Genomic DNA, 22407 nt, shown 5'->3' on the forward strand with positions numbered 1-22407 from the left:
AAAACGTCCTCATAAACTTTTTGTCTAGTGTCCTATTTGCTATTGCAATCAACCAAAATGAGCGTAGCCGCCAGAGAAAGAAACAAAAAATTGAAATCTACCAATTTTTTATGGTAAAATAAACAATAGTGAGATTTTGGGGGAAAGTGCGCCATTCTGTGTTTTCCCCTTGTCCACATGGCGCCTGCGGCGCTTGAAGCTAAAAAAGGTTGAGGGGATTTTGATGATAATAAGAACACTTGATGCCAAACTGGCCATAGCGGCAAAGTCCTTCCCGTATAAGACGAGGGAGGGCGGTGCAACGGTTACGGTCTTTGTGCCTTATGACTGCAGGAACAACTGCCCGTTCTGCGTCAATAAGGAAGAATATGCGGACTGCACGGGCTTTTCCCTGGAAGCCATCAAAAAAAGCATGGAAACGATGGACCGCCTGACGCCGTATTGTGATTTTGTCTTTACGGGCGGTGAACCGCTGGCCAATCTTGAAAGCTTGCAGCAGATGCTCGACAAAGTTTCACCAACGCACAAAGTCTATATCAATACGACCCTGCCTGTATCCCAGACCCAGACTGAGGAAGAGATCCTGACTTTTTTGGAACGGAACAAGCAGAAGATTACCTGCCTTAACATTTCGCGCCATATGCAGCATTTTGTCCAGGAATCCAATGATTCCTTACTGGAAAGGCTGCCTGTTCGTTTCCGGATCAACTGCGTTCTTTATAAGGACTATCCAAAGGAGCAGCTCGTACCCTTTATGGAACGCTTCCGCAAGGTCCATGCGCCGAGCATCCAGTTCCGTTTCGATTATACAGAAACAACGCCGGAAAACCTCTATGACAGGCAGGAGGACAAGATCCTCCAAGATCTTAGAAAAGTGGCTCATTATACCGGCCTTGACGGCTGCCGCATGCGCTGCGGGTTCCACTTCACGTACAAGGACCTGGAACTTGTCTACCATAAGACGCTGCCCTACAGTACAATCTTTGAAAAAGGCAGTGATGGTCGGGACTATGCCATTTTGTACGATATCCTCATCAAACAGACAGGACGGATTGATTCAGACTGGGATGGAACTGTCCTCGATGTGGAAAAATACAGCCATGTGACAGTTGAACCATATGACCTCAAATGGCTGGAAAAGGTCGCTGAACCAGAAACCAAGGCGGCTGCGGCTCTTAATTTTTCTCCTGTGACGTGTTCCCTTTCGTAAGGGATAAAGGAGGCGGAATGATGTCAACAAAAACTGTGTATCGTGTGGCTGTCATCGGCGGCGATGGGATTGGACCGGAGGTCCTGCGGGAAGGCCAGAAGGCCCTTGCTGCAGTGGCTCAAAAAGACGGCCGTTTTTCCTTCGAATTTACGGAATTTCCCTGGGGCTGTGAATACTACCTAAAGACGGGAAAGATGATGCCTGATGATGGCATCGAGATGCTAAGCCATTTTGATGCCATCTACTTGGGTGCGGTGGGCTATCCTGGTGTTCCGGATCATATTTCCCTCCGTGACCTTCTCCTGCGCATCCGTCACGATTTTGATCAGTATGTCAACCTGCGCCCTGTCAAACTCCTTAAGGGGGCGCCTTGCCCTTTGGTGGGAGTTACGGAAAAAGATATTGACATGGTCTTTATCCGGGAAAACAGCGAAGGAGAGTACGCTGGTTCCGGGGCTTGGCTCTATCCGGGCACGCCGCGGGAAACGGTTATTCAAAACGGAGTCTTCTCCCGCTTTGGAACAGAGCGCATCATGCGCTATGCCTATGAACTGGCCAAAAAGGAACACCGCAGCCTCACCAGCATCAGCAAGGGCAATGCCCTCAATTATTCCATGGTCTTCTGGGACCAGATTTTTGCGGAGATGGGGAAGGAATATCCCGACGTGGAAACCCATTCCTACCTGGTCGACGCAGCGAGCATGTTCATGGTAAAAGATCCCAAACGGTACCAAGTGGTGGTCTGTTCCAATCTGTTCGGGGACATCCTGACCGACCTAGGTGCTGCCATCTCAGGCGGCATGGGCCTTGCTGCCGGGGCAAACCTCAATCCAGAACGGACCTATCCGTCCATGTTTGAGCCCATTCACGGGAGCGCGCCGGATATTGCCGGTACAGGAAAGGCCAATCCCTTGGCTTCCATTTGGTCTGCCAGCCAGATGCTTGACTTCTTCGGTCACCCTGAATGGGGGCGCAGGCTCCTTACAATCATCGAAACCATGCTCGTAGAAAAAACGATCCTCACGCCCGACATGGGCGGTACGGCTGCGACAAGTGAAGTGGGTGACGAGGTCGTCAGAAGAATCGAAGAAGCGTAATTGACTCCTTCAGCAAAAGTGTTCCTGAAATCCCTTTCAGGCACTTTTGCTTTTTTGTAGGAATCCAGTAGGACGGTAGAAAGGAAGTAGAAAATATGAAATTAGAAGATGTGAGAAAAGAAATCGATGCCCTTGATCCCCAAATCAAGACACTCATCCTGCGGCGTATGGATTGCTCTTTGGAAGTGGCCAAGGCAAAGCAGGCGGCTAAGGAGACAACAATCTATCGGAGGGACCGGGAAAAGGCCATCTTGGACCGTTTGGGTGCGGATGTGCCGGCTGACCGTCTGCCGGAATACCTTGCCGTGGTGCGAAAAATCATGGAAACAAGCCGCATGTATCAATATGGCCTGCTCTTTGATTGGAATCCGGATCTTTTTAGGAATCTTTCTGCGGGCATTGACACGACTCCCGGCGGCTGGCGCGTCAAGGTCCGTCTGACCCGTCCGGACGAGCCTAATGCCATGAGCAGCATCCTCAGCATGGTGGGTGATTATGGTTTCAACATGCAGTACATGGAACTCATTTCCTTCAATGAAGGGACCCATTCGGTGACCTTTGACCTCACCATCTTGGGAGATTTGTCGGAAACAGCCATGCAGAAGCTTCTCTTCCAGCTTTCCAAGGAAAGTGAAGGCTTTGTCATTCTCCAGAATGACCGGAAGGACGGTGCTGCCAAATGACGAAACAGACGAAAGACCTCGTTTGGATGCTCGTGTCGTTGGCGGCTGGCTTTGCGGTCTCGCGCCTTACCCCGACGCCGCCCCTCACCCAGGAAGGACTCGCCGTTTTGGGCGTCTTTCTCTCGTCGCTCATGATGTGGATCACCATTTCCATTGATTGGCCGAGCCTCATTACCTTGTTTCTTTTGGGCCTTTTGCCCCATTTTGGGTTTCCGGCTGTTTTTCGGGGCGCCTTTGGGAATGTGACGGTTGCGTTCCTGCTCTTTACTTTTGTCCTCGTCTACCCCCTGTCAAAGACTTTTTTTGTTCGGCGCTGCGCCGTGGCTTTTGTCACGAACCGCTTTGCCCGGAAAGGGCCTTGGTACTTTGTCTCCTTTCTCTTATTTTCCGTGACTTTCATGGGCCTTTTCATCAGTCCATCCGTCCTTTTTGTAGCCTTTATGCCTTTCTTGGAGGATATCTATGAAGTGCTCCAAATAAAGAAAAAGAGTCCGACCGGCAATATGCTCATGTTGGGGACGGCTTTCTGCATCAGCCTTTCGTCCGGTATGACCGCCATTGGGCATGTCTGGCCCACCCTTGCCATTGGCTACTACAAAGCGGCAACGGGGGTTGATGTGAACCAGTTCCAGTACATGGCTGTCGGCATCCCGACAGGGCTGGTCCTTGTCCTTTCCCTCATTGCCGTTTTCCGCTGGGTCTATCGCCCCAGTGACCTTGCACAGATGGACCTAAAAAAAGCGATGGAACTGAAGGCCCTCGTTCCTAAGACAAGCCGCCGGGAAGTCATGATCCTTGCAGTCATGGCGCTGACGGTCATCCTGTGGGTGGGACCTAGCCTTCTGCGCGGCGTAACTCCCGCCTTATATAAGAGCCTCAGCCGCTATACAACGGCCATGCCGCCCCTTTTGGGCTGCATCCTCCTGTTCATCCTCCGGGAAAATGGAGAGCCGCTCCTTAGCTTCCAGGAAGCCGTTTCGAAAGGGATCCTTTGGGCAGCCATCCTCATGACCGGAGCTGCCACCATGCTGGGCTCGGCCCTGACCAACCAGGAAATGGGCATCAAGGAATGGCTGAGCGCCATGCTGGGCCCTGTGGCTGCCTCACTTCCTGTAGAAGGCATCATCCTCTTTTTCTTTGCCTGGTGCATCCTTGAAACGAATTTTTCATCGAACATCGTTACGACAACCGTGGTCAGTGCCGTAGCCCTTTCGGTACTCCAGGCCCTGCCGCAGGGAACGGTGGCTGTTGGTGCCGTCGTCTGTCTCATTGGGTTTGGTGCTGGGATTTGCAATATGACGCCTGCCGGTCAGTCGACCATCAATACCGTGGCCATCAGCTCCGGCTGGACAACGGCCCGGGATATGTTTATCTGGGGCGGCGTCTTTTCCCTCTTGGCCCTTCTGGCGATGGCCTTTATTGGCTACCCCTTGGGGGCCCTCATCATTGGATAGGAAAAAAGCTGTGAAACAAGAGTGTTCTTGCTTCACAGCTTTTTCTTCTGATAGGGCTGGTCCTTACTTTTTCTTTTCCCGCTGCACCCGCTTTGCTTCTTCCCGTTTGCGGATTTTTTCCTTGTGCTTCAAGGACTTGGCACTGGTCCGTTTCTCAATGAATTCGTGCGGTTCCGGTGCGTCGTCATGGCCATGCTTTACTTTGCAGTAGATGACAAAGGCCGCAAGGGCCACCATGGGGAGGGCCCCCAAGATGGCACGGGATATGTCATTGCGCGTAATGACCAGAAGGTTCCATAAGATGACCACAAGGGGCGTCAGCGTCCATTGGGCAATCTTTGACTTGGTTCCCGAAGCACCGAAAAAATGGAGACAGAATCCGTAGACTAAAAAGGCGACGGAAAAGGACATAAGGGAAAGGAGAAGGATAAAAATAAAAAGTTCCACAGTGACACCTCAATCAAACAGTTTTCAGCCATCATTATACACGATGATCTGGGAAAAGGAAATTTTTCCTTTTTTAGAAAAAAAGACTGGAATTTTGATGAAAACGAAATGCAATGGTCAGGGGACGGGAAAGAAGGGACCAATGAGAAACAAATTGTGCATAATAGAAGGTTAATAGAGACAGTTTATCTGCATTATGTAACTTTTGTCATATATTTTCTTGTAGGAAAAATTTTTCTCACAATACAGTAAAAATAAAAGGATTCCCAAAAGCGAGGACGAATAAAGATAATAAGGATAAGAATAGATAGATCACTTGGAGGTGGTTGTATGTTTGAGAAGATCCTGGTCCCTGTTGATGGGTCTGAAACGAGTTGGAAAGCCATGGAAGAAGCCAAGAAACTGGCCGAGGCGTTCCATGGGGAGATGGTTGTTGTCAACGTCATTCAACCCTATAACAATGCTGCACTCTTGGTCGTGCCCTTAGATCAGGCTACCATCAGCCAAGGCAATGAAGAACTGACAAAGATTGGCAACAGCGTCCTTGAAACAGCTAAGGAAAAAATGAAGGACTTCAAAGGCAAAGCTGAATTCCTTCTCGAAGTTGGTCATCCGTCTGAGAGAATCATTGCTGTCAGCAAGGAAAAGGCCTGCACGTCCATCGTCATTGGCAGCCGGGGCCTGTCCGGCATTGCCGAATTCTTCCTGGGAAGCGTCAGTTCCAAAGTTTCCCAGTATGCTGCGGTGCCGGTCCTCATCGTAAAATAAAGATTACGGTCCGCGCGTTTATGGAGGTGAGTTTCCTATGATGAAAAAAATCCTGGTTCCCATTGATGGGTCTGATATTTCCCTGCGTGCCATGAATTTTGCCATTGAACTGGGAAAACATTTTGCCAGCGAGATTGTCGTCCTCAACGTGGATATTCCCTACGACCTGAGCCGCATCAAACCGGCTTTGAAGGATAAGGACGGCAACGAAATTGAATCGGCCCGCCTGACCCCGCTTGAACTGGCCCAGCGGGAGGCAGGAAAATCAGGCTATGACAAGATCACCTTCAAGAAATATGTCGATATCGATCCGGCGGAAAAAATCTGCGAAGTGGCAGAAACCATCGATGCGGACCTCATCGTCATGGGCAACCGCGGGATGGGCGTCCTTGCTGGATTCTTCCTGGGCAGTGTCAGCACCAAGGTTTCACAAAGTGCCCATTGTCCGGTGACCATCGTCAAATAGCAGGCAGGGTTCCTGACGCTGGGAACGGGTATGTTCCCCTAAGGTAAGGAGGTAGAGGTGTATGTTCAAGAAGATCTTAGTTCCTGTTGACGGTTCCTCGACGAGCTGGAGAGCCCTTGAAACGGCAAAGGATTTGGCAGTGAAGTATGATGGTGAGCTCATCGTGGCTCATATCGTCCAGACCTACAGCAGTGCCGATCTTTATATCAACAGCTTGGATCAGACGGCCGTTGCCGCGGAAAATGACCAGCTGACCCGTATCGGCAGCAGTGTCCTTGACACGGCAAGAACCAAGATGGAAGGCTTTACTGGCAAGGTCGAATATCTTATGGATGTTGGCCATGCCTCGGACCGGATTGTTGAACTCAGCAAGGACAAATGTGCGGATGCCATCGTCATCGGCAGCCGGGGCCTGTCCGGCATCGCTGAATTCTTCTTGGGCAGCGTCAGCTCCCGCGTGGCGCAGTACGCCGCTGTCCCTGTCCTCATCGTGAAATAGGAGCTGAAGGAAGAGCTGCCGTAAATAGGGGGTGGTCCTATGTTCAAGAAACTCCTCGTTCCGATTGATGGTTCCAAAACCAGTTTCCGTGCCCTTGAAACGGCGGCGGATATGGCAAAGGCTGTGGGCGGTGAACTCATTGTCATCCATGTGGTGCCGAGCAATAAAGTCAACCAGCTCATTGTCGTTGGCAATAAACCCGTCAAGGATACGAGCGTGAAACCAACCCAGATTGGTAAGATGGTCCTTGATACGGCAAAGGATAAGTTGAAGGATTTTCCCGGCGCGACTGAGTTCGACATGGAATTTGGTGACGCCGCTGAAATGGCCGTCACCGTGGCCAAGGAAAAAGGCGCCGATGCCATTGTCATCGGTAAACGCGGCCTGTCGGGTGTGGAGGAATTCCTCCTTGGCAGCGTGAGCAGCAAGGTCGCTCAGCTGTCGCCTGTACCGGTGATCATCGTTAAATAGCACAAGGGAACCTGTGGCAGCAGCTGCAGGTTCCTTTTCTTTGGAATAGGCAGGAAGATTGACATTCCCCGCGCTCCTTGGTAAAATGAACCATATATGGTAAAAGCGTTGAACGGGAGGAGTAGGGGGCCCTTTCCTTTTGAGAGAAGATGCGGATGGTGCAAGCATCTAGGAAAATCCCTTGAAGTCGCCCGGGAGCTGGCGTGCTGAAACAAAGTAAGCCCGCCCGTTTGGCTCGTTACGTCCTCAAGGTGCCCAAGCAATTGGGAAAATAGGTGGTACCGCGACCAAACTCGTCCTATCTGATGGGACGGGTTTATTTTTTTTTACAGGTTAAGGAGGCTTTTGGAAGTATGGCAGAAGAAAACAACATCCCCAAGGTCTATGACCCGGCGGCAGTGGAAAAGAAATGGTATGCATATTGGGTGGAACATGGTTTTTTCCACCAACCCGTCGATAGGAGCCGGAAACCCTTCAGTGTGGTCATTCCGCCGCCCAACATCACCGGTAAGCTCCACATGGGCCATGCCCTTGATAATACCCTGCAGGACATTCTCGTGCGCTGGCATCGCATGATGGGGGACAATACCTGCTGGCTTCCCGGTTATGACCACGCCGGTCTTGCCACGCAGATTAAAGTGGAAGAAGAGCTGAAGAAGAAGGAAAACCTCACACGCTATGACCTGGGCCGTGAAAAATTTCTGGAACGGGTCTGGCAGTGGAAGGAGGAATATGGCGACCGCATCGTGACCCAGCTCAAGAGCCTAGGCATTTCCTGCGACTGGGACCGCCAGCGCTTTACCATGGATGAGGGACTGTCCCGTGCCGTCCGCGAGGCCTTTGTCAGCCTTTATGAAAAGGGCCTTATTTATAAGGGCACGCGCATCATCAACTGGTGCGTCAACTGCCGTACGGCCCTGTCCGACGTTGAAGTGGAACACCAGGATGACGAAGGCCATCTGTGGTATGTGAATTACCCCATCGAAGGGGAAGAAGGGCGCTATCTCCAGATTGCCACGAGTCGTCCGGAAACCATCCCCGGCGATACGGCCGTTGCTGTAAACCCCAAGGATGACCGCTATAAGGACCTTGTTGGAAAACAGGTTCGCCTTCCCATCATGGACCGCCTCATCCCGATTGTAGCCGACGAATACGTTGACCTTGAATTTGGTACGGGTGCCGTAAAAATCACGCCGGCCCATGACCCCAACGACTATGAAGTGGGTCAGCGTCAGAAGCTGCCCAGCCTGACGGTCATCGGCCTTGATGGCAAGATGACAGCAGACGCCGGCAAATACGAAGGAGAAGACCGCTACGAATGCCGCAAGCATATCGTCCAGGATCTAAAGGACCTGGGGCTCCTCGTCAAGATTGAAGATGCGCCTCATGCCGTCGGTCACTGCCAGCGCTGCCACCACGTCGTGGAACCGCTCATTTCCACGCAGTGGTTTGTCAAGATGAAACCCCTCGTGAAGGCCGCTGTGGAGTGCGTCGAAGATGGGCGCGTCCAGTTTGTGCCGAACCGTTTCACGAAGACCTATACGAACTGGATGGACAACATCCATGACTGGTGCATTTCCCGCCAGATCTGGTGGGGCCACCGCATCCCTGTGTGGTACTGTGACGACTGCGGAAAGCAGATGGCGTCCCGGACGGATTTGACGGAATGCCCGCACTGCCACAGCCACAATATCCATCAGGATGAAGATGCCCTTGATACCTGGTTCAGCTCCGGCCTATGGCCTTTTTCCACCTTTGGCTGGCCGGACAAGACAAATGAACTGCAGCAGTTTTATCCGACCAGCGTCTTGGTGACAGGTTATGACATTATTTTCTTCTGGGTTGCCCGCATGATCACCATGGGCATGGAATTCATGAAGGAGATTCCTTTCAAGCATGTCTTCATCCACGGCCTTGTCCGTGATGAACAGGGACGTAAGATGAGTAAATCCTTGGGTAATGGCATTGACCCCTTGGAAGTTGTTGACAAATATGGTGCCGATACGCTGCGCTTCATGCTCATTACGGGCAACACGCCGGGCAACGATATGCGTTTTTATTGGAACCGTATCGAAGCGACGCGAAACTTTGCCAATAAGATCTGGAACGCGTCCCGCTTTGCCCTCATGAACCTTGATGGGTATGATGCCTCGTCTAATCGGGCGCCTCTGACCCTTGCTGACCGCTGGATCCTCTCCCGCCTGCAGCACACCATCAAGGACGTTACAAGCTTCCTTGAAAAATTTGAACTCGGTGAAGCTGGCCGTCTCATCTACGATTTCATTTGGGGCGAAGTCTGTGACTGGTACATCGAACTCATCAAACCCCGCCTTTATGACAAGGAGCATCCGGAAGAACGGGCCACGGCCCAGTTCGTCCTCTGCCGCGTCCTTGGCGATGCTATGAAGCTGCTTCATCCTTATATGCCGTTCATTACAGAAGAAATCTGGCAGCATCTGCCCCATGAAGGGGAGAGCATCATGATCGCACCGTGGCCTGCGGTGGATGAATCCTTCATGGATGAAACCGTGGAAAGCGGCATGACGGTTATGATGGATGCCATCAAAGCCATCCGCAACATGCGGGCCGAAGTCAACGCTGCCCCTGGGAAGAAAGCTCCGGCCACAATCCTTGTGGAACCTGCTTTCCGCAGCGTCTTTGAAGACCATCCGGAATACGTCGAACGCTTGGGTACAGTGGACACGCTGACGTTGGGCGATATCAATGACGAAGCACCGGAAAATGCCATGACCGCCGTTGTGACGGGCGCCAAGGTCTATCTGCCTCTTAAAGGGCTCATCGACGTGGAAAAGGAAATGAAGCGGCTGACGAAGGAACTTGACGGGGCCAAAAAGGAACTGTCCCGTATTGAGGGCAAGCTCTCCAATGAAGGGTTCCTCGCCAAAGCCCCGGAAGCGGTCGTAGAAAAGGAAAAGGCAAAAAAAGAAGACGTCAAGGCGCGTCTCACGGCCCTTGAAGACCAACTGAAGGAACTTCAAAAACTCCAATAACCCCAATCTGGGTCCGGGCAGGGGAAAGCCCCCGCCCTGGCCTTCTGGCGCGGTCCTTGCCTTAATGGGACCGGAGGAGAATCATGAACTACAACGAAGCGATGCAGTATATCGAAAGTCTTGGCAAATTTGGCATCCATCTCGGTATGGAACGCATCACGGGCCTTGTGGAACTTTTGGGGCATCCGGAACGCAAGATCCGGACCATCCATATAACGGGAACCAACGGGAAGGGGAGCGTCGCTTCCTACCTGTCCCATATCCTCACGGCTTCCGGGAAAAAGACGGCGTGCTATACGTCGCCCCACTTTGTTAAATACAATGAGCGCATGTCCATCAACGGCGTCGATATTTCCAACGAGGATTTTGCGGCCGTGACGGAAGAAACCAAGGCGGCTGTCGATACGTTCCTCAAAAATGGCGGCGAACAGCCGACCCAATTTGAAGTCATTACGGCCATGGCCTTCCTTTATTTTGCCAAGGAAAAGGTGGATTATGCCGTCATCGAAGTCGGCATGGGCGGCCTTTGGGATTCAACGAACGTCATTGTGCCTGAGCTTTCCGTCATTACGAACGTCACCTTGGAACACACGGACCGGCTGGGAAATTCCATTGAAGCCATTGCGGAACAAAAGGCCGGCATCATCAAAAACCACGTTCCTGTCGTGACCGCCGCTGACGGCAGTGCCCTTGAAGTCATTCGGGTCACAAGTGAAGAAAAATCGGCCCCCCTTTATGTCTATGGCGAGGATTTTTCCGCAGCCCTTCTTGCTGGATCCATGCAGGAACAGCTTTTCCTCTATCCGTTTCATTCCGGTGAACGGGAAGTCACCATCCATCTTGCGGGTGCCCATCAGATCGTGAATGCTGCCGTGGCCCTTAAAGCGGCGGAAGTGCTGGCAAAGAAGGATCCTGCCATAACCGAGGAGAAGATTCTCAAGGGTATGGCCCTCACGACCTGGCCAGGCCGCATGGAACTCATCCATGAACGGCCTGACGTGATCCTGGACGGAGCCCATAACCCGTCAGGTGTAACGGTCCTGCGGCAGGCCCTTGATACATATTATCCCCATGGTCATCGCTATTTCATCTTTGGCATGATGGGGGATAAGGATGTAAGCAAAGTGGCCCAGATCCTTTTCCGCGATACGGATACAATCTATACCGTCCTTGCCGATAACGGCACGCGGGCCGAAAAGCCCGATGTCCTCGCCCGCCGCCTTCACAAAAAGGCCATTCCCATGGATGATCTCAAGACGGCTTTCGAAAAGGCGGTCCATGAGGCTGGGCCGGATGATGTGGTCCTTGTCTGCGGCTCCCTCTATCTTGTGGGCACCTTTAAGGAAAAGGGCCTCTCAGAGGATTTCTTATGACACATAAACAAATCTTTCCTCAATCTTGGAACCTGAACCAAATCCTTTACGGACTCCTTGTGGCGTATATCTTCCTTTTGCCGATCCATCTGAATTTTGCAATCGGCCTCTTCCTTGTCATGGTGGTGCTGAATTTTGCGAACATCTTGAAGACGGGACAGTTTTGGCCCAAGGCAGCGGTTCCCAAAAAGATCAGCCGCCCCTTATGGGCGCTCTTTCTCCTATCCGCCGCAAGCATTTTTTGGTCCATGGAGCCTTTTCTAAGTGCCTATAACTGGATCGTCGTGGTGGGGCTCAAAGCCGGTTCCTTCTATTTTGTCCTGCGATACGGCAGTACGGGCCGGCGGTCCCTGCTTCTTGTCAAGGTCTTTATGGTCTCGGCCGGTCTGGTGGCGCTTTACGGCATCTACCAGTACTTCTTTGATGTTCTTGCCGTCCAGGATGCGGAATGGATCGATCACGCCGCTTTCCCGCTCATGACCAAACGGGCTGTTTCGACGTTGGAAAACCCCAATATCCTTGCCAGTTTCCTTGTCATGACCGCGGCCTACAGTGAAGGCCTCTTTGCTCCTTTGAAAGGCGGCAAGAGAAGGGCCTCCCTTGCGGTGATCTTTCTTCTTGCCATCGCCTGCCTGATCCTTACTTTTTCCCGCGGCAATTGGATTGCCCTCTTCTTTGTCCTTTTTGTCTTTGCCGGTGCTTTTTACCACAAAGCGTTCCTGCCTTTCATCGGTGGGGGACTGGGGGTCCTGTGGATTGGCTGGGACCGTCTGTCGGCCCGCATCATGTCCATCTTTTCCATCCAGGATACATCGGCAGAGCTGCGCCTGATGTATATGGACAGTGCAACCGCCATGATTGAGGAGCATCCTTTTGGTGTGGGTTGGTATGGCTATCAATTTGCCTTCCCTGACTACAATTTTGGCTATGTGGATCCCGGCGTCATCATGTACCACAGCCACAATCTCCTGACCAACATTGCGGCCGAACTGGGCCTTTTGGGCCTTGGCCTCTTCCTGTACATCATGTATCAATTGGTGATCCTTGCCCGCAGCATCCGGCATCGTAAGGCAGAGCCCTGGATCCGCGGCCTTGCCTGCGGTTATATTGCTTCCCTTGTAGGTATCTTTGTCGCAGGAATGACGGATTATACCCTATTCAACCTGCAGCTGGGCATTTATTTTTGGATCTTCAATGCCATGATCATTGCCCTCGGGTTTTTGACCAAGGACGAGGCTCAAGGGTAACCAATAAAAAGAAGAACCTGTAAGAACGATGAGCTTTCGTTTTTACAGGTTTTTTTTGAAGCCATACCCATCATGCCCATATCCCATTCTGCCACAGATCATTTGCGTAAGAAATGACCAGAAGGCCTGCGCTAGGGAGATGATAAGCGGATGCCCCCAGGGCACGAAATCATTTTTCCTCAAAGCTGCAGCCGCAAAAAAGCCGCCCCCTAAGGGAGCGGCTTTTTTGCATGTAGATTATTTAAATTCGTAGGGTTTTACTTTGCGGACAACGTCCATGATGGAGCCATCACGGGCTTCGATGATACCGACAACGCGGTCATCGAACTGGACGGGATCAGGTTCGCCAACCATGGCGTAAGCTTTGTCGCGAAGCTCTTCAATGGTGCAGATCGGCAGATCGCAGTCTTTGGCAGCTTCAATGATATCCGTACGTTTCGGGTTGATGGCAATGCCATAATCGGTGACGACAACGTCAACGGTTTCACCCGGCGTCGTGATGGTCGTGCATTCCGTGCAGATTGCAGGGCTGCGGCCTTGAAGCAGAGGTGCGATGACGATGGTGCATTTAGCACCGGCAGCCGTATCCGGATGGCCGCCCTGTGCCCCGGTGATGACACCGTCGGAACCGACAACGACGTTGACGTTGAATTTCGTATCAACTTCGAGAGCACCGAGGATGACAAAGTCCAGTTTATTGACGTAAGCACCTTTGTTGAAGGGGTCAGCATACTGACTCGTCGTGATTTCGTAATGGTCCGGGTTGGTCTTGATGTCTTCGATGGCAGCCGTATCAAAGTCCTGCGTATCAGCAATCTTGCCGATGAGGCCTTCATGCTGGAGTTCGCAGATCGGCTGAGCGATACCGCCCATGGCTACGCCAATCTTGATACCATCTCTTCTCAGATGTTCAGCCAGGTATTTGGTGGAAGCAATGGAAGCCCCGCCAACACCGGTCTGATAGATAAAGCCATCTTTGTACCAAGGCATATAGGTCATGAAATCAGCCGCATATTTAGCCATGAGGAGCTTTCTTTGGTCCGTCGTCGGTTTGGCAGCACCCGTAGCAATCTTGTTTGGATCGCCAATGGCGTCAACTTTGACAACGTAGTCAACGTTCGTCATGTCAATGGAAGCAGGAACGTTGGGGAAGGGAACAAGCGTATCGGTGACAACGACAACTTTGTCTGCATACTGGGCATCTACGGCAGCATAGCCGAGAACACCGCAGTCACTTCCGCTGGCACTGCCGACAGCCCGGCAGTTGCCCATATCATCGGCGCAGGGAGCACCAATGAAGGCAATGTCAACATGGACTTCGCCGGATTCGATGGCACGGACACGGCCGCCGTGACCGCGCATGATGGCAAGGCCTTTCAGTTTGCCGTTGGAAATGGCTTCCCCAATTTTGCCGCGCACACCGGAAGCCTGGATGTTCGTGATGGTGCCATCTTCGATCATCGGGACAATCGGGGTCTGGGCTTTACCCAGGGAAGTTGCGCAAATGGTCAGGTTTTTGATGCCCATCTTGTGGACAGCTTCCATGACCATGTTGACAACATAGTCCCCTTCACGGAAATGATGATGGAAGGAGAGGGTCATCCCATCTTTGATGCCGCATTTTTTAAGGACATCTTCGATGGAATCTACAACCTTGCTGTAACTCGGGTCGATGACAGGTGCCACCGTATGGGTAGCAGCCTGATAAGCAACGAGGTGTTTGGAGAAGCTTCCCTGGAACGGTTCCTTACCGGTTGCTTTCAGGATTTCCTCCGGAATTTCTCTACCTACTGCATTCTTCATATTATAAATCCCCCTTATAAACACCGGCAGCTTTTGCCAGGGCGATCGTTCTCTTTGCGCCATCATAGAAAGCTACGTCAAGCATCTTGCCGTTCAGGGTGAAGACGCCAATCCCCATAGCCTTCTTGGTGTCGATTTCGCGGACAACGGCTTCAGCCCAACGGATCTGTTTTTCGCTCGGCGTAAAGACTTCGTGGCAGACCGGAATCTGACGCGGGTTGATGATGGATTTACCGTCAAAGCCCATGGTCTTGATCATTTCGACATCCTTGCGGAAGCCTTCCATGTCATCCAGGTCGGTGTAGACCGTATCAAAGCACATACGGCCGGTAGCGCGTGCAGCAATGACCATCTGCTGACGAGCGCCCATGAGTTCGACACCGGTCTTGGAAATGGAGGTCTGCAGGTCACGGGTGTAGTCACCGCCAGAAAGGGCCACACCGAAAAGACGGTCGGAAGCTTGGCAGATATCGTAGACGTTGAGAATCCCCTTCGTCGATTCGATAGCGGCCATGATGAGGGTAGAACCCACTTCCTTATGGAATTCCTTTTCAGCAGCCGTAATGGCTTCTTCTACGAGTTTGACGTCCTGGGCGGATTCCGTTTTGGAAATGCGGATCGTATCGGCACCGCCAGCTACGCAGACGCGGATATCTTCCTTCCAGTGCGGGGTTTCCAGGCCATTGATGCGGACAACGCGTTCGCAGCCATGATAATCGATTTCCTTCAGGGCATGGAACAGGGAATAGCGGGCGGCATCCTTTTGGTTTTCAGCCACGGCATCTTCCAGGTCAAGCATGATGGAATCGGGTTTATACACATACGGGTCTTTGATGAGGCTCGGTTTTTGAGCGTTCAAGAACATCATGGATCTTCTGAGACGCTTGAAGTTGGGGTTCGTATTGATCACTGCCATATTATAAGACCTCCCAAGGATTCGGCGTATCCGGATCATCATTGATGGAGCGGAAAACGGCGCCTTCCACACGTGCTTTCAGCGTGCAGTCGAGTGCACCTTTGTCAACTACGGAAACCTTAGCGTTTTTAACATTGAGTTTCTTCAGGGTTTCCAAGACAACAGCCTTGATCTGTCTGCCATACTGTTGGATGACACTGCTTTCAATATTGAGTTCGATGCCATTCGTACCGGGTTCAACGGTGATTTGGGCATCGGAGGACTCAACGGTGCCAGCCATGGCTGCCTTCTTTAATTCCATGAAAATTCCTCCTTCATTTCTAGAAAAGAACTGTTTACAGTCTTACACCTTGATAGTAGCACAGGAAAAATTGGAAAACTAATATAAATAATGGTATAATGACCATAAGCCGAATCTTATTATGTTGTCAAACCCCGCATCCCTTGCGGGTTGGCCCGATTAGCAATGTTTTCTTAATTGACGTGAAATTAAGAAAACATTCTGAATACGGGACCAAATGATGTTAAATGAGATGCATATCTCCTGCTGGAACCAAACAAAAGACAAGCCCCAAGAGGGCTTTTTTACAGCACGGAGAAATGGTCCATCTTAACCTGTACAGGAGAAGCAAAGAATGGGACTTAACTTGAAGCACGCGCAGTATATCATGGAAATCATCAAGGAAGGCAGCATCACCAATGCCTCCAAGACCATGCATGTTTCACAGCCGGCCCTGAGCCAGACCATCAAGGCTGTGGAAAAATATCTTGGTGCACCGATCTTTCTCCGCAATACCAAACCCATCGTGCTCACGGAAGCGGGAAAAAAGTATATTGCTGCCGTAAAAAAGATCATCACCATCAGTACGAACCTGCTTCATGAAGTCTCGGACATCCAATATGAAGGGTATGGCACCCTGCGTCTAGGAATTCCCATTCAGCGGGCGATGCAGATGCTGCCTCGCGTCATGCCCGTATTCCGCCAGCGGTATCCCCATATCAAACTGGAAATCAAGGAAGCCGGGAGCAACATTACGGAAAAATCCGTCCTCAATGGTGATGTCGATATTGCAATCATGACGACGTCACCGGGAAATGACGAACTCATTTACGAGCTTGTGGAGACTGAAGACGTCGTACTGGTCGCCAATAAGCTGACCATGCTGGCCCAGCGCATTGATCCCGGTGTGCCCATCCATATTACGGAAGCAAAAAATGAAGACTTTATTTCCATTACGGAGGGCCATAACGTCCGTAGGGTCCAGGATACCCTTTTTGACGTCTACGACATCAAACCCCATTTGGTCCTTGAAACAAGCAGCATCGAAGTGGGAAAGCGGCTTGTCAGCAGCATGGATGCCGTCTTCATCTGTCCTGACGTCTACTTGGACCATTATTTCATGGAGCAAGGGGACTGTGTCCTTTATCCGCTCCTGGGCGTTGCCAATAAGCGCTACTGTTATGTCTGCACAAGAAAGGACGCGTACCTGAGCCCCTATGCACGGGCCTTTATCGAGCTCATCAGGACCCTTGGGAAAAAAGAAAGGATCAATCCGACGAATGAAAAATAAACTGACTGTACCCTCGGAACTTCGCGTGGAAGTCCCGGATATGCTGCGGGCCCGGGACGGACGTGCCTTGGCCCAGCGAAAACTTCTCGAGCGGTTCCACAAGCCGCTGCTATTTTTTACAATGAATATCCCTGGACCGCAGAAGGTATCGCCCCTTATCCGCATGGGGTTTGAAGAAGGCGTGCGCCGTTTGGAAGAGGCCCTTGCAAAAGCAGGGATTCCCATCCTTTTTCAGAAAGTCATCGACTATAAGACGGGCTATGAAAAATACTATGTCCTCGGCGGGGCCGCAGGGACCGTGAAGGAAATTGCGGCACAACTTGAAAATGAGGACCCTTTGGGCCGCCTATTTGATATGGATGTCCTTGATACGGACGGGAGGAAGCTTTCGCGGGAGGAACTTGGTCTTCCTGAGCGGCGCTGCTTTGTCTGCAGTGAGCCCGCCAAAGGCTGTGCCCGGAGCCGCAGACACAGCCTGCCCGTCCTGATCCGTAATGTGGAGCGCATCTTGAACGGCTTTGTCCTTTCCCACACCCGGGATGATATGGAAGAAGCCCTGCTAGGGGAAGTGGCAGCAACTCCCAAGCCAGGTCTGGTGGACCTTGATAATCCTGGTGCCCATGACGATATGGACCAGGAAACCTTCAAAAAAAGCACGGAAGCCATCCTGCCCCATCTCCTCAGCATGGCCGAAACGGGATGGAATTTTACGGGAAGCGGTGAGGAACTTTTTCGCGCCCTGCGCCCCATGGGGGCCGCTGCCGAAAAAGCCATGTTCCGGGCTACGGGAAACGTCAACACCCATAAAGGCATCATCTTTTCCTTGGGAACGGTTTCTGCCTTTACGCTGCGGGCCCTGAAGCGGGACCATAGGGTCAAAGGGGAAGCCATCCTTAGGGAAGTGGGGGAGACAGTGACTCCCATCCTTGAAGAAGACTTCCGCAAGATCGATCCCTACCATCCCCACACCCATGGGGAACTTCTTTACGTAAAGGAAGGATGCCGCGGGATCCGAGGGGAAGCGATGGACGGCTTCCCCGCTGTTTCGTCCATTGGCCTGCCGGCTCTGCGGGAACTCTTTGCTGAAAAAACGGGGACCAATGAGATTTATATTGAAACCCTCCTGCGCCTCATGGCCGGGGTGGAAGATACGAATATCCTCAGTCGGAGCGACCGGGAAACCCTGCACTACGCTCAAAAAGCAGCCCAGGACATCCTGCAAAAGGGCGGGGCCTTTACGGAAGAAGGCCTTGCTGCCGTATGGAAGCTCAATGATGACTTTGTGGCCCGTCACATCAGCCCTGGCGGCTGTGCGGACCTGCTCATCCTTTCCATCTTCCTTTACCGTATGGAATCCCTTTTTAAAGGGCCGTCGGCCTGATAGACTGCCTTTCATCATCTAAGCTGATCCCCAAAAGGAGGGATCGGCTTTTTTATATGGAAGAATGCTGAAGAAAAGGCCTTGACCTAGGCCCGCTTGGAACAGCGGCACGGTTTGGTAGGAAATCGTTAAAAAATAAGGAAACCCTTTTATCTCTTTTCCCTGATTTTTGATGCGAAATATGGGGGAGAGGAAAAGGCAAAGGAAAAAATGACAGAAAATAGACGGTTAGATGTCCCTAATTTTAAAATTTTCTTAAAATAACTTAAATTCGATAAATAAAAGTGAAACCCGAAACCCCTGATTCTTCCTAGGGAAATAGGTATATCATAAGAATAGTCTTATGAAAAATATTTCAAATCTTATATTAGTTTTCAAGTTTGTCATATGATATTCTCTTCACTGAGGAAAGATAAAGGGCGTACTGTTCCAAACGATACTTTTTATTCGCTTGGCAGCAAGAAATTATCCTACAATTCATAAAATGGCCCCCGAGACATCGCCCGGTTTCTAGGACCCAAAGAACCTTAAGGAGGTTGTATCATGTTTTTGGGTGTTGTTGGCTTTGCGATGATTGTCATCATCGTTGCGGCACTGATTCGTTCCAAATCGAACCCTGTGCCTCTGTTTGTTATTGTACCGGTCATTGCCGCACTGATTTGCGGGTTTACGCCGGCACAGATCTTTGATTTCGTCAAGGCCGGTGTTGGTAAGACCTGGTCCACGGCAGTTCTGTTCATTTTCTCCATCGTTTACTTCTCCATGATGGGCGATATGGGTCTTTTCGATCCGATGGTTAACTGGCTCGTCAAGAAAGCAGGCTCCAACATCGTCATGGTTACGGTTGCAACGAGCCTCATTGCTGTTATTTCCCACCTTGACGGCGCCCTTGCTTCTACGCTACTCATCACCATCCCGGCTATGCTGCCGATCTACAAGAAACTCCACATGCGCCCCGTTGTGCTCGTCTGCATCATCGGTGCGGCCATGTCCATCATGAACCTGCTTCCTTGGGGCGGTCCTGTCGCTCGTACGGGCGTTGTCCTCAATGCTGATGTCAACGTTCTGTGGCAGGAACTCATTCCTCTTCAGGGTGTCGGTCTTGTTATCCTCGTTGCTTTTGCCGCCTACATGGGCGTCATGGAAAAACGCCGCGGTGCTGGCCTTGTTCCGACGGGCAAAGCTGCTGAACTTTCTGAAGAAAACTCCAACAGCAGTGATGACTCCCTGAGTGATGCCGATAAGGAATTCATGGCTCGTCCGAAGATGATTTGGTTCAACGGCCTGTTGACCCTTTTTGTTATCGGCCTGCTCTGCTTCACCAAGATTCCGATGTATGCCGCCTTCATGTTTGGTCTTGCCATTGCGCTGATTGCCAACTTCCATTCTGCAGCCGATCAGGCACGTGCCATCAAGATGCACGCTGCTACGGCACTGACCATGCCGATGATCCTTCTTGCTTCCGGTGTTTTCCTGGGCGTCCTGTCCAAGACCGGTATGATGAAGGAAATGGCCAAAATGCTCATTGTCCTCGTTCCGACGGCACTGGGCGGTCACCTGCAGGATATCTTCGGTATCTTTGCTGTGCCTATCGGCATGATGCTCGGTACGGACTCCTACTTCTTCGGTCTGCTGCCGCTGGCTATCGGCGTTGGTCAGCAGTTCAATGTTGACCCTCATGATATGGCTATGGCCATGCTCATTGGTAAGAACTACGGTGTTCTTGTTACCCCCCATGCTGCTACGACCTTCCTGGCCTGCGGTCTTGCTGGGATTGAAATCAAGGAACTCCTCAAGTTCTGTGCTCCGAGACTCTGGGTCCTGTCCTGGATTTCCCTTCTTTGCGGTGCCCTTCTCGGCCTGTTCCACATCTAAGGTAAAATGAAAAACTCCTCTTCCTACGGGAAGGGGAGTTTTTTTGTGGGCGGAAAAGAATGGGGCTGTGATGCTTTGATGCTGTGGTGCTGTGATGCGATAAAGGCTAAGGCGGAAGGCATGGGAATCAGTGCCCCTCCTTGGCTAAGGCTGCCGGAGGCAGCAGGCTAAGGCCCCAGGGAGTGCAGGCGCTCCTATCTAAAAGAACGTAGGCCTTGCACATTTGGTCATTTATTCCATTTGCTTTTGGCAAATTCGCTTCAGATGGGTCCAATGGCGAGGAGCTCCCGGCCTCAGCGACGACGGCGGGCCTGAGACGCCAGCAATCCGCTAGCGCAGCGACGCGGGAGGTGACGACACGTGGTTAGGAGGGGGAGCGCCCAGGCGTCAACTGCCTAAAATCGTGAGACGGACCGGCCTACGAATCGACATGCCCCCATTGCTGCCATAGATTTCTTCATAGAGCAATGAGGGCACGTAACTACATCAAATCGGAGCGATTTTTGCTCCGACCAAACAAACGACTGACAACTACGTCAATCACCATCACGGCCACAATGACGGGGAAGGTCACACCCAGCGGTGTATCGGCGTCAAGAAGACAGCGGTAAAGAACAAAGCCGACGGCCCAAATCAGGAGCTTCAGTACGCTTACGCGTTCATTCCGATGGTTTTCATGGATAATAAAGTAATCTGCCAGCATGATGGCCGTCATAGGGGCAAAGACGGAACCAATGAGATAGAGGAAGTCTTCAAAGCGGCTGGCGTCAGCCGTGAGGGCAAGGAGGGTGCCAAGGGCCGCTGCGATGAGGGCCTGTCCTTTTTCCGAAAGGACGGTTGTCAGTGCCCGGCCAGATACGCCTGCTGAATAAGCGTCAAGGAAAGTCGTCGTGACTGTCGATAGGAGGATAATGACGATGGCCGAAACGCCAAGGCCGGCACCGACCATGATCCTTGCGATGTCACTTTCGCCCGTAAAAAGGGCCGCGCCCATACCGATGACAAACATCCAGGAGCTGGCGGCAAAATAGGTCAGGCAGCTGACGACGGATGCTTTCACCGGTTTCTCCGCTTCCCGTGTATAGTCCGAAATGACCGGGAGCCAGGAAAGCGGCATGGCAACAGCAAGTTCCACGGCGCCTCCAAAGGTGATGCTGCCGCTTGGCACCGCGGCAGTGTCAGTGCCAAAGATGGTGACTGAAAGGACCGTGGTCAAAAGAAAGAGGGCGGCCATGACAAGGACATTGACCCGTCCAAGCGTTGTCATTCCCATGACAATCCATAGGGCGATGAGGGAACCAATGATGAGGCTCCAGAGCGGCATTCCCAAAGGCGCAATGACCTCGGCCGCTGCTGCCGCACTGACAATCATGACAGCCGTCCAGCCGATGAGCTGGATGACGTTGAGACCAGCAAAGAACTTGGCTCCTTCCTTACCAAAGGAAAAGCTGACCGTTTCCATGGCGCTGCATCGGCTCCGGGCGCCCATGATACCTGCTCCAATCATGACGGCACCGCCAATGATATGGCCAATGAAGATGGCCCAAAGGCCTTTTTCCCATCCCAGAGGGGAAAGGAGCATGCCTGTAAGGATTTCCGCGATGGAAATACCGGCGCCAAACCAGAGGAGGCCATTTGAAAAAACAGAAGTTTGCTGAGAATCCATGCTTATATCACGCTGCTTTCTTCATGAAATGATTTCTTATGACATCAGTATACTATGGGACCTTGCCCGAGACAAGAAAAAAGGGAGCACGGAGAAATTTGCATTCCTTCGCACTCCCTTTGATCGTTGTTAGCGGGCTTCCTGCGTCAGCGCTCCCATGATGTCGTATGTTTCATGGATATCGGCGCGGCGGACCGTTCCTTTTCCCGCAAGGATAAAGAGCGGATAGCCGGAAAGGACACTAGAAGTTCCTTGCCCATCAAAAACGTGGTAGCCTTTATAAGTAAGGTCCAGTTTCTCTGCCTTCTTGCAGCAGGCGCTTTGCGCAATTTCCTGTACCTTGGTTTCATATTCTTTTTCTGTCATGGTCATTACCCCCTCGCAAAATCAACGGCAGGGGAATCACCCTGCCGCGTTTATTATTGTAGTCTTTTTCCTAAAAATTACAAGGCTTTTAGCTATCGATATT

The 22407-nt window shown here is 51.7% G+C and carries 20 protein-coding genes and 1 other annotated feature; of the genes, 14 read left to right on the forward strand and 6 right to left on the reverse strand.

What is annotated here, in order from left to right; all coding sequences use genetic code 11:
* The first annotated feature begins 223 nt into the window (after window positions 1–223).
* The 4 genes from QZQ08_RS05460 (at window position 224) to QZQ08_RS05475 (ending at window position 4444) form a co-directional block, all read left to right on the forward strand.
* Entirely contained in the window at window positions 224–1210 is a 987-nt protein-coding gene (locus QZQ08_RS05460) for a 4Fe-4S cluster-binding domain-containing protein (RefSeq protein WP_296329076.1), read from the forward strand.
* Between the two features lie 20 nt (window positions 1211–1230).
* Window positions 1231–2307 (forward strand): tartrate dehydrogenase, encoded by a 1077-nt coding sequence (locus tag QZQ08_RS05465; protein ID WP_302889737.1) that lies wholly within the window; start codon window positions 1231–1233, stop codon window positions 2305–2307.
* A gap of 95 nt (window positions 2308–2402) precedes the next feature.
* A complete protein-coding gene (locus tag QZQ08_RS05470; RefSeq protein WP_296329082.1) occupies window positions 2403–2990 on the forward strand; it encodes a chorismate mutase in 588 nt (195 codons plus the stop codon).
* Window positions 2987–4444, forward strand: a complete 1458-nt coding sequence (locus QZQ08_RS05475) for a sodium:sulfate symporter (protein WP_296329085.1) — start codon at window positions 2987–2989, stop codon at window positions 4442–4444. The genes QZQ08_RS05470 and QZQ08_RS05475 overlap by 4 nt, the downstream gene beginning before the upstream one ends.
* 63 nt (window positions 4445–4507) lie before the next feature.
* Here the strand turns inward: QZQ08_RS05475 and QZQ08_RS05480 are convergent, their stop codons facing one another.
* Entirely contained in the window at window positions 4508–4891 is a 384-nt protein-coding gene (locus QZQ08_RS05480; protein WP_296329088.1) for a hypothetical protein, read from the reverse strand.
* Between the two features lie 330 nt (window positions 4892–5221).
* Between QZQ08_RS05480 and QZQ08_RS05485 the strand changes: the two genes are divergently transcribed.
* From QZQ08_RS05485 to QZQ08_RS05515, 7 genes are all read left to right on the forward strand, one after another.
* Complete coding sequence (locus QZQ08_RS05485) at window positions 5222–5659, forward strand: universal stress protein (RefSeq protein ID WP_296329090.1); 438 nt, start codon at window positions 5222–5224, stop codon at window positions 5657–5659.
* A 37-nt stretch (window positions 5660–5696) separates the two neighbouring features.
* The gene (locus QZQ08_RS05490) at window positions 5697–6125 is read left to right on the forward strand and encodes a universal stress protein (RefSeq protein WP_296329093.1); all 429 of its coding nucleotides are present in this window, start codon (window positions 5697–5699) and stop codon (window positions 6123–6125) included.
* Between the two features lie 61 nt (window positions 6126–6186).
* Entirely contained in the window at window positions 6187–6624 is a 438-nt protein-coding gene (locus QZQ08_RS05495; RefSeq protein WP_296329095.1) for a universal stress protein, read from the forward strand.
* 39 nt (window positions 6625–6663) lie between these two features.
* The gene (locus tag QZQ08_RS05500) at window positions 6664–7095 is read left to right on the forward strand and encodes a universal stress protein (RefSeq protein ID WP_296329098.1); all 432 of its coding nucleotides are present in this window, start codon (window positions 6664–6666) and stop codon (window positions 7093–7095) included.
* A 99-nt stretch (window positions 7096–7194) separates the two neighbouring features.
* Window positions 7195–7399, forward strand: a binding site (T-box leader).
* Between the two features lie 49 nt (window positions 7400–7448).
* On the forward strand, window positions 7449–10106 hold the full coding sequence (locus QZQ08_RS05505; protein WP_296329099.1) for a valine--tRNA ligase: 2658 nt from the start codon (window positions 7449–7451) through the stop codon (window positions 10104–10106).
* A gap of 83 nt (window positions 10107–10189) precedes the next feature.
* On the forward strand, window positions 10190–11479 hold the full coding sequence (locus QZQ08_RS05510; protein WP_296329101.1) for a folylpolyglutamate synthase/dihydrofolate synthase family protein: 1290 nt from the start codon (window positions 10190–10192) through the stop codon (window positions 11477–11479).
* Entirely contained in the window at window positions 11476–12726 is a 1251-nt protein-coding gene (locus tag QZQ08_RS05515) for an O-antigen ligase (RefSeq protein ID WP_296329103.1), read from the forward strand. The genes QZQ08_RS05510 and QZQ08_RS05515 overlap by 4 nt, the downstream gene beginning before the upstream one ends.
* Before the next feature lie 237 nt (window positions 12727–12963).
* Here QZQ08_RS05515 and citF read toward each other — a convergent pair whose 3' ends face one another.
* The 3 genes from citF to citD are packed head-to-tail and all read right to left on the reverse strand — an operon-like array spanning window position 12964 to window position 15746.
* Window positions 12964–14529: a citrate lyase subunit alpha gene (gene citF / locus QZQ08_RS05520; protein ID WP_296329106.1), complete on the reverse strand. Its 1566-nt coding sequence runs from the start codon at window positions 14527–14529 to the stop codon at window positions 12964–12966.
* 1 nt (window position 14530) lies between these two features.
* Window positions 14531–15445, reverse strand: coding sequence for an aldolase/citrate lyase family protein (locus tag QZQ08_RS05525; protein WP_296329109.1), 915 nt, complete (start codon window positions 15443–15445; stop codon window positions 14531–14533).
* Window position 15446: 1 nt separating this feature from the next.
* Window positions 15447–15746 carry a citrate lyase acyl carrier protein gene (gene citD / locus QZQ08_RS05530; RefSeq protein ID WP_296329112.1) on the reverse strand — a complete coding sequence of 100 codons (300 nt, stop codon included), beginning with the start codon at window positions 15744–15746 and terminating at the stop codon, window positions 15447–15449.
* Between the two features lie 334 nt (window positions 15747–16080).
* Here citD and QZQ08_RS05535 point away from each other — a divergent pair, with 334 nt between their 5' ends.
* The 3 genes from QZQ08_RS05535 (at window position 16081) to QZQ08_RS05545 (ending at window position 20272) form a co-directional block, all read left to right on the forward strand.
* Entirely contained in the window at window positions 16081–17016 is a 936-nt protein-coding gene (locus QZQ08_RS05535; RefSeq protein WP_296329114.1) for a LysR family transcriptional regulator, read from the forward strand.
* Window positions 17006–18397: a citrate lyase holo-[acyl-carrier protein] synthase gene (gene citX, locus QZQ08_RS05540; protein WP_296329117.1), complete on the forward strand. Its 1392-nt coding sequence runs from the start codon at window positions 17006–17008 to the stop codon at window positions 18395–18397. The genes QZQ08_RS05535 and citX overlap by 11 nt, the downstream gene beginning before the upstream one ends.
* A 543-nt stretch (window positions 18398–18940) precedes the next feature.
* The gene (locus QZQ08_RS05545; protein WP_296329121.1) at window positions 18941–20272 is read left to right on the forward strand and encodes a CitMHS family transporter; all 1332 of its coding nucleotides are present in this window, start codon (window positions 18941–18943) and stop codon (window positions 20270–20272) included.
* A gap of 481 nt (window positions 20273–20753) precedes the next feature.
* Here QZQ08_RS05545 and cytX read toward each other — a convergent pair whose 3' ends face one another.
* Together cytX and QZQ08_RS05555 are read right to left on the reverse strand one after the other, a co-directional pair.
* Entirely contained in the window at window positions 20754–21938 is a 1185-nt protein-coding gene (gene cytX / locus QZQ08_RS05550) for a putative hydroxymethylpyrimidine transporter CytX (protein ID WP_296329125.1), read from the reverse strand.
* A gap of 129 nt (window positions 21939–22067) precedes the next feature.
* Window positions 22068–22304 carry a hypothetical protein gene (locus QZQ08_RS05555; RefSeq protein WP_296329127.1) on the reverse strand — a complete coding sequence of 79 codons (237 nt, stop codon included), beginning with the start codon at window positions 22302–22304 and terminating at the stop codon, window positions 22068–22070.
* Window positions 22305–22407: the final 103 nt, after the last annotated feature.

The sequence above is a fragment of the uncultured Acidaminococcus sp. genome, from assembly GCA_900538365.1.
Lineage (GTDB): Bacteria > Bacillota > Negativicutes > Acidaminococcales > Acidaminococcaceae > Acidaminococcus.

Coding starts and splice junctions, on each gene's coding strand:
- QZQ08_RS05525 (WP_296329109.1), bottom strand. CDS start 15,445: ATGGCAGTGATCAATACGAACCCCAACTTCAAGCGTCTCAGAAGATCC.
- QZQ08_RS05510 (WP_296329101.1), top strand. CDS start 10,190: ATGAACTACAACGAAGCGATGCAGTATATCGAAAGTCTTGGCAAATTT.
- QZQ08_RS05465 (WP_302889737.1), top strand. CDS start 1,231: ATGTCAACAAAAACTGTGTATCGTGTGGCTGTCATCGGCGGCGATGGG.
- QZQ08_RS05545 (WP_296329121.1), top strand. CDS start 18,941: ATGTTTTTGGGTGTTGTTGGCTTTGCGATGATTGTCATCATCGTTGCG.
- cytX (WP_296329125.1), bottom strand. CDS start 21,938: ATGGATTCTCAGCAAACTTCTGTTTTTTCAAATGGCCTCCTCTGGTTT.
- QZQ08_RS05470 (WP_296329082.1), top strand. CDS start 2,403: ATGAAATTAGAAGATGTGAGAAAAGAAATCGATGCCCTTGATCCCCAA.
- QZQ08_RS05485 (WP_296329090.1), top strand. CDS start 5,222: ATGTTTGAGAAGATCCTGGTCCCTGTTGATGGGTCTGAAACGAGTTGG.
- QZQ08_RS05475 (WP_296329085.1), top strand. CDS start 2,987: ATGACGAAACAGACGAAAGACCTCGTTTGGATGCTCGTGTCGTTGGCG.
- citF (WP_296329106.1), bottom strand. CDS start 14,529: ATGAAGAATGCAGTAGGTAGAGAAATTCCGGAGGAAATCCTGAAAGCA.
- citD (WP_296329112.1), bottom strand. CDS start 15,746: ATGGAATTAAAGAAGGCAGCCATGGCTGGCACCGTTGAGTCCTCCGAT.
- QZQ08_RS05535 (WP_296329114.1), top strand. CDS start 16,081: ATGGGACTTAACTTGAAGCACGCGCAGTATATCATGGAAATCATCAAG.
- QZQ08_RS05490 (WP_296329093.1), top strand. CDS start 5,697: ATGATGAAAAAAATCCTGGTTCCCATTGATGGGTCTGATATTTCCCTG.
- citX (WP_296329117.1), top strand. CDS start 17,006: ATGAAAAATAAACTGACTGTACCCTCGGAACTTCGCGTGGAAGTCCCG.
- QZQ08_RS05505 (WP_296329099.1), top strand. CDS start 7,449: ATGGCAGAAGAAAACAACATCCCCAAGGTCTATGACCCGGCGGCAGTG.
- QZQ08_RS05500 (WP_296329098.1), top strand. CDS start 6,664: ATGTTCAAGAAACTCCTCGTTCCGATTGATGGTTCCAAAACCAGTTTC.
- QZQ08_RS05515 (WP_296329103.1), top strand. CDS start 11,476: ATGACACATAAACAAATCTTTCCTCAATCTTGGAACCTGAACCAAATC.
- QZQ08_RS05495 (WP_296329095.1), top strand. CDS start 6,187: ATGTTCAAGAAGATCTTAGTTCCTGTTGACGGTTCCTCGACGAGCTGG.
- QZQ08_RS05460 (WP_296329076.1), top strand. CDS start 224: ATGATAATAAGAACACTTGATGCCAAACTGGCCATAGCGGCAAAGTCC.
- QZQ08_RS05555 (WP_296329127.1), bottom strand. CDS start 22,304: ATGACAGAAAAAGAATATGAAACCAAGGTACAGGAAATTGCGCAAAGC.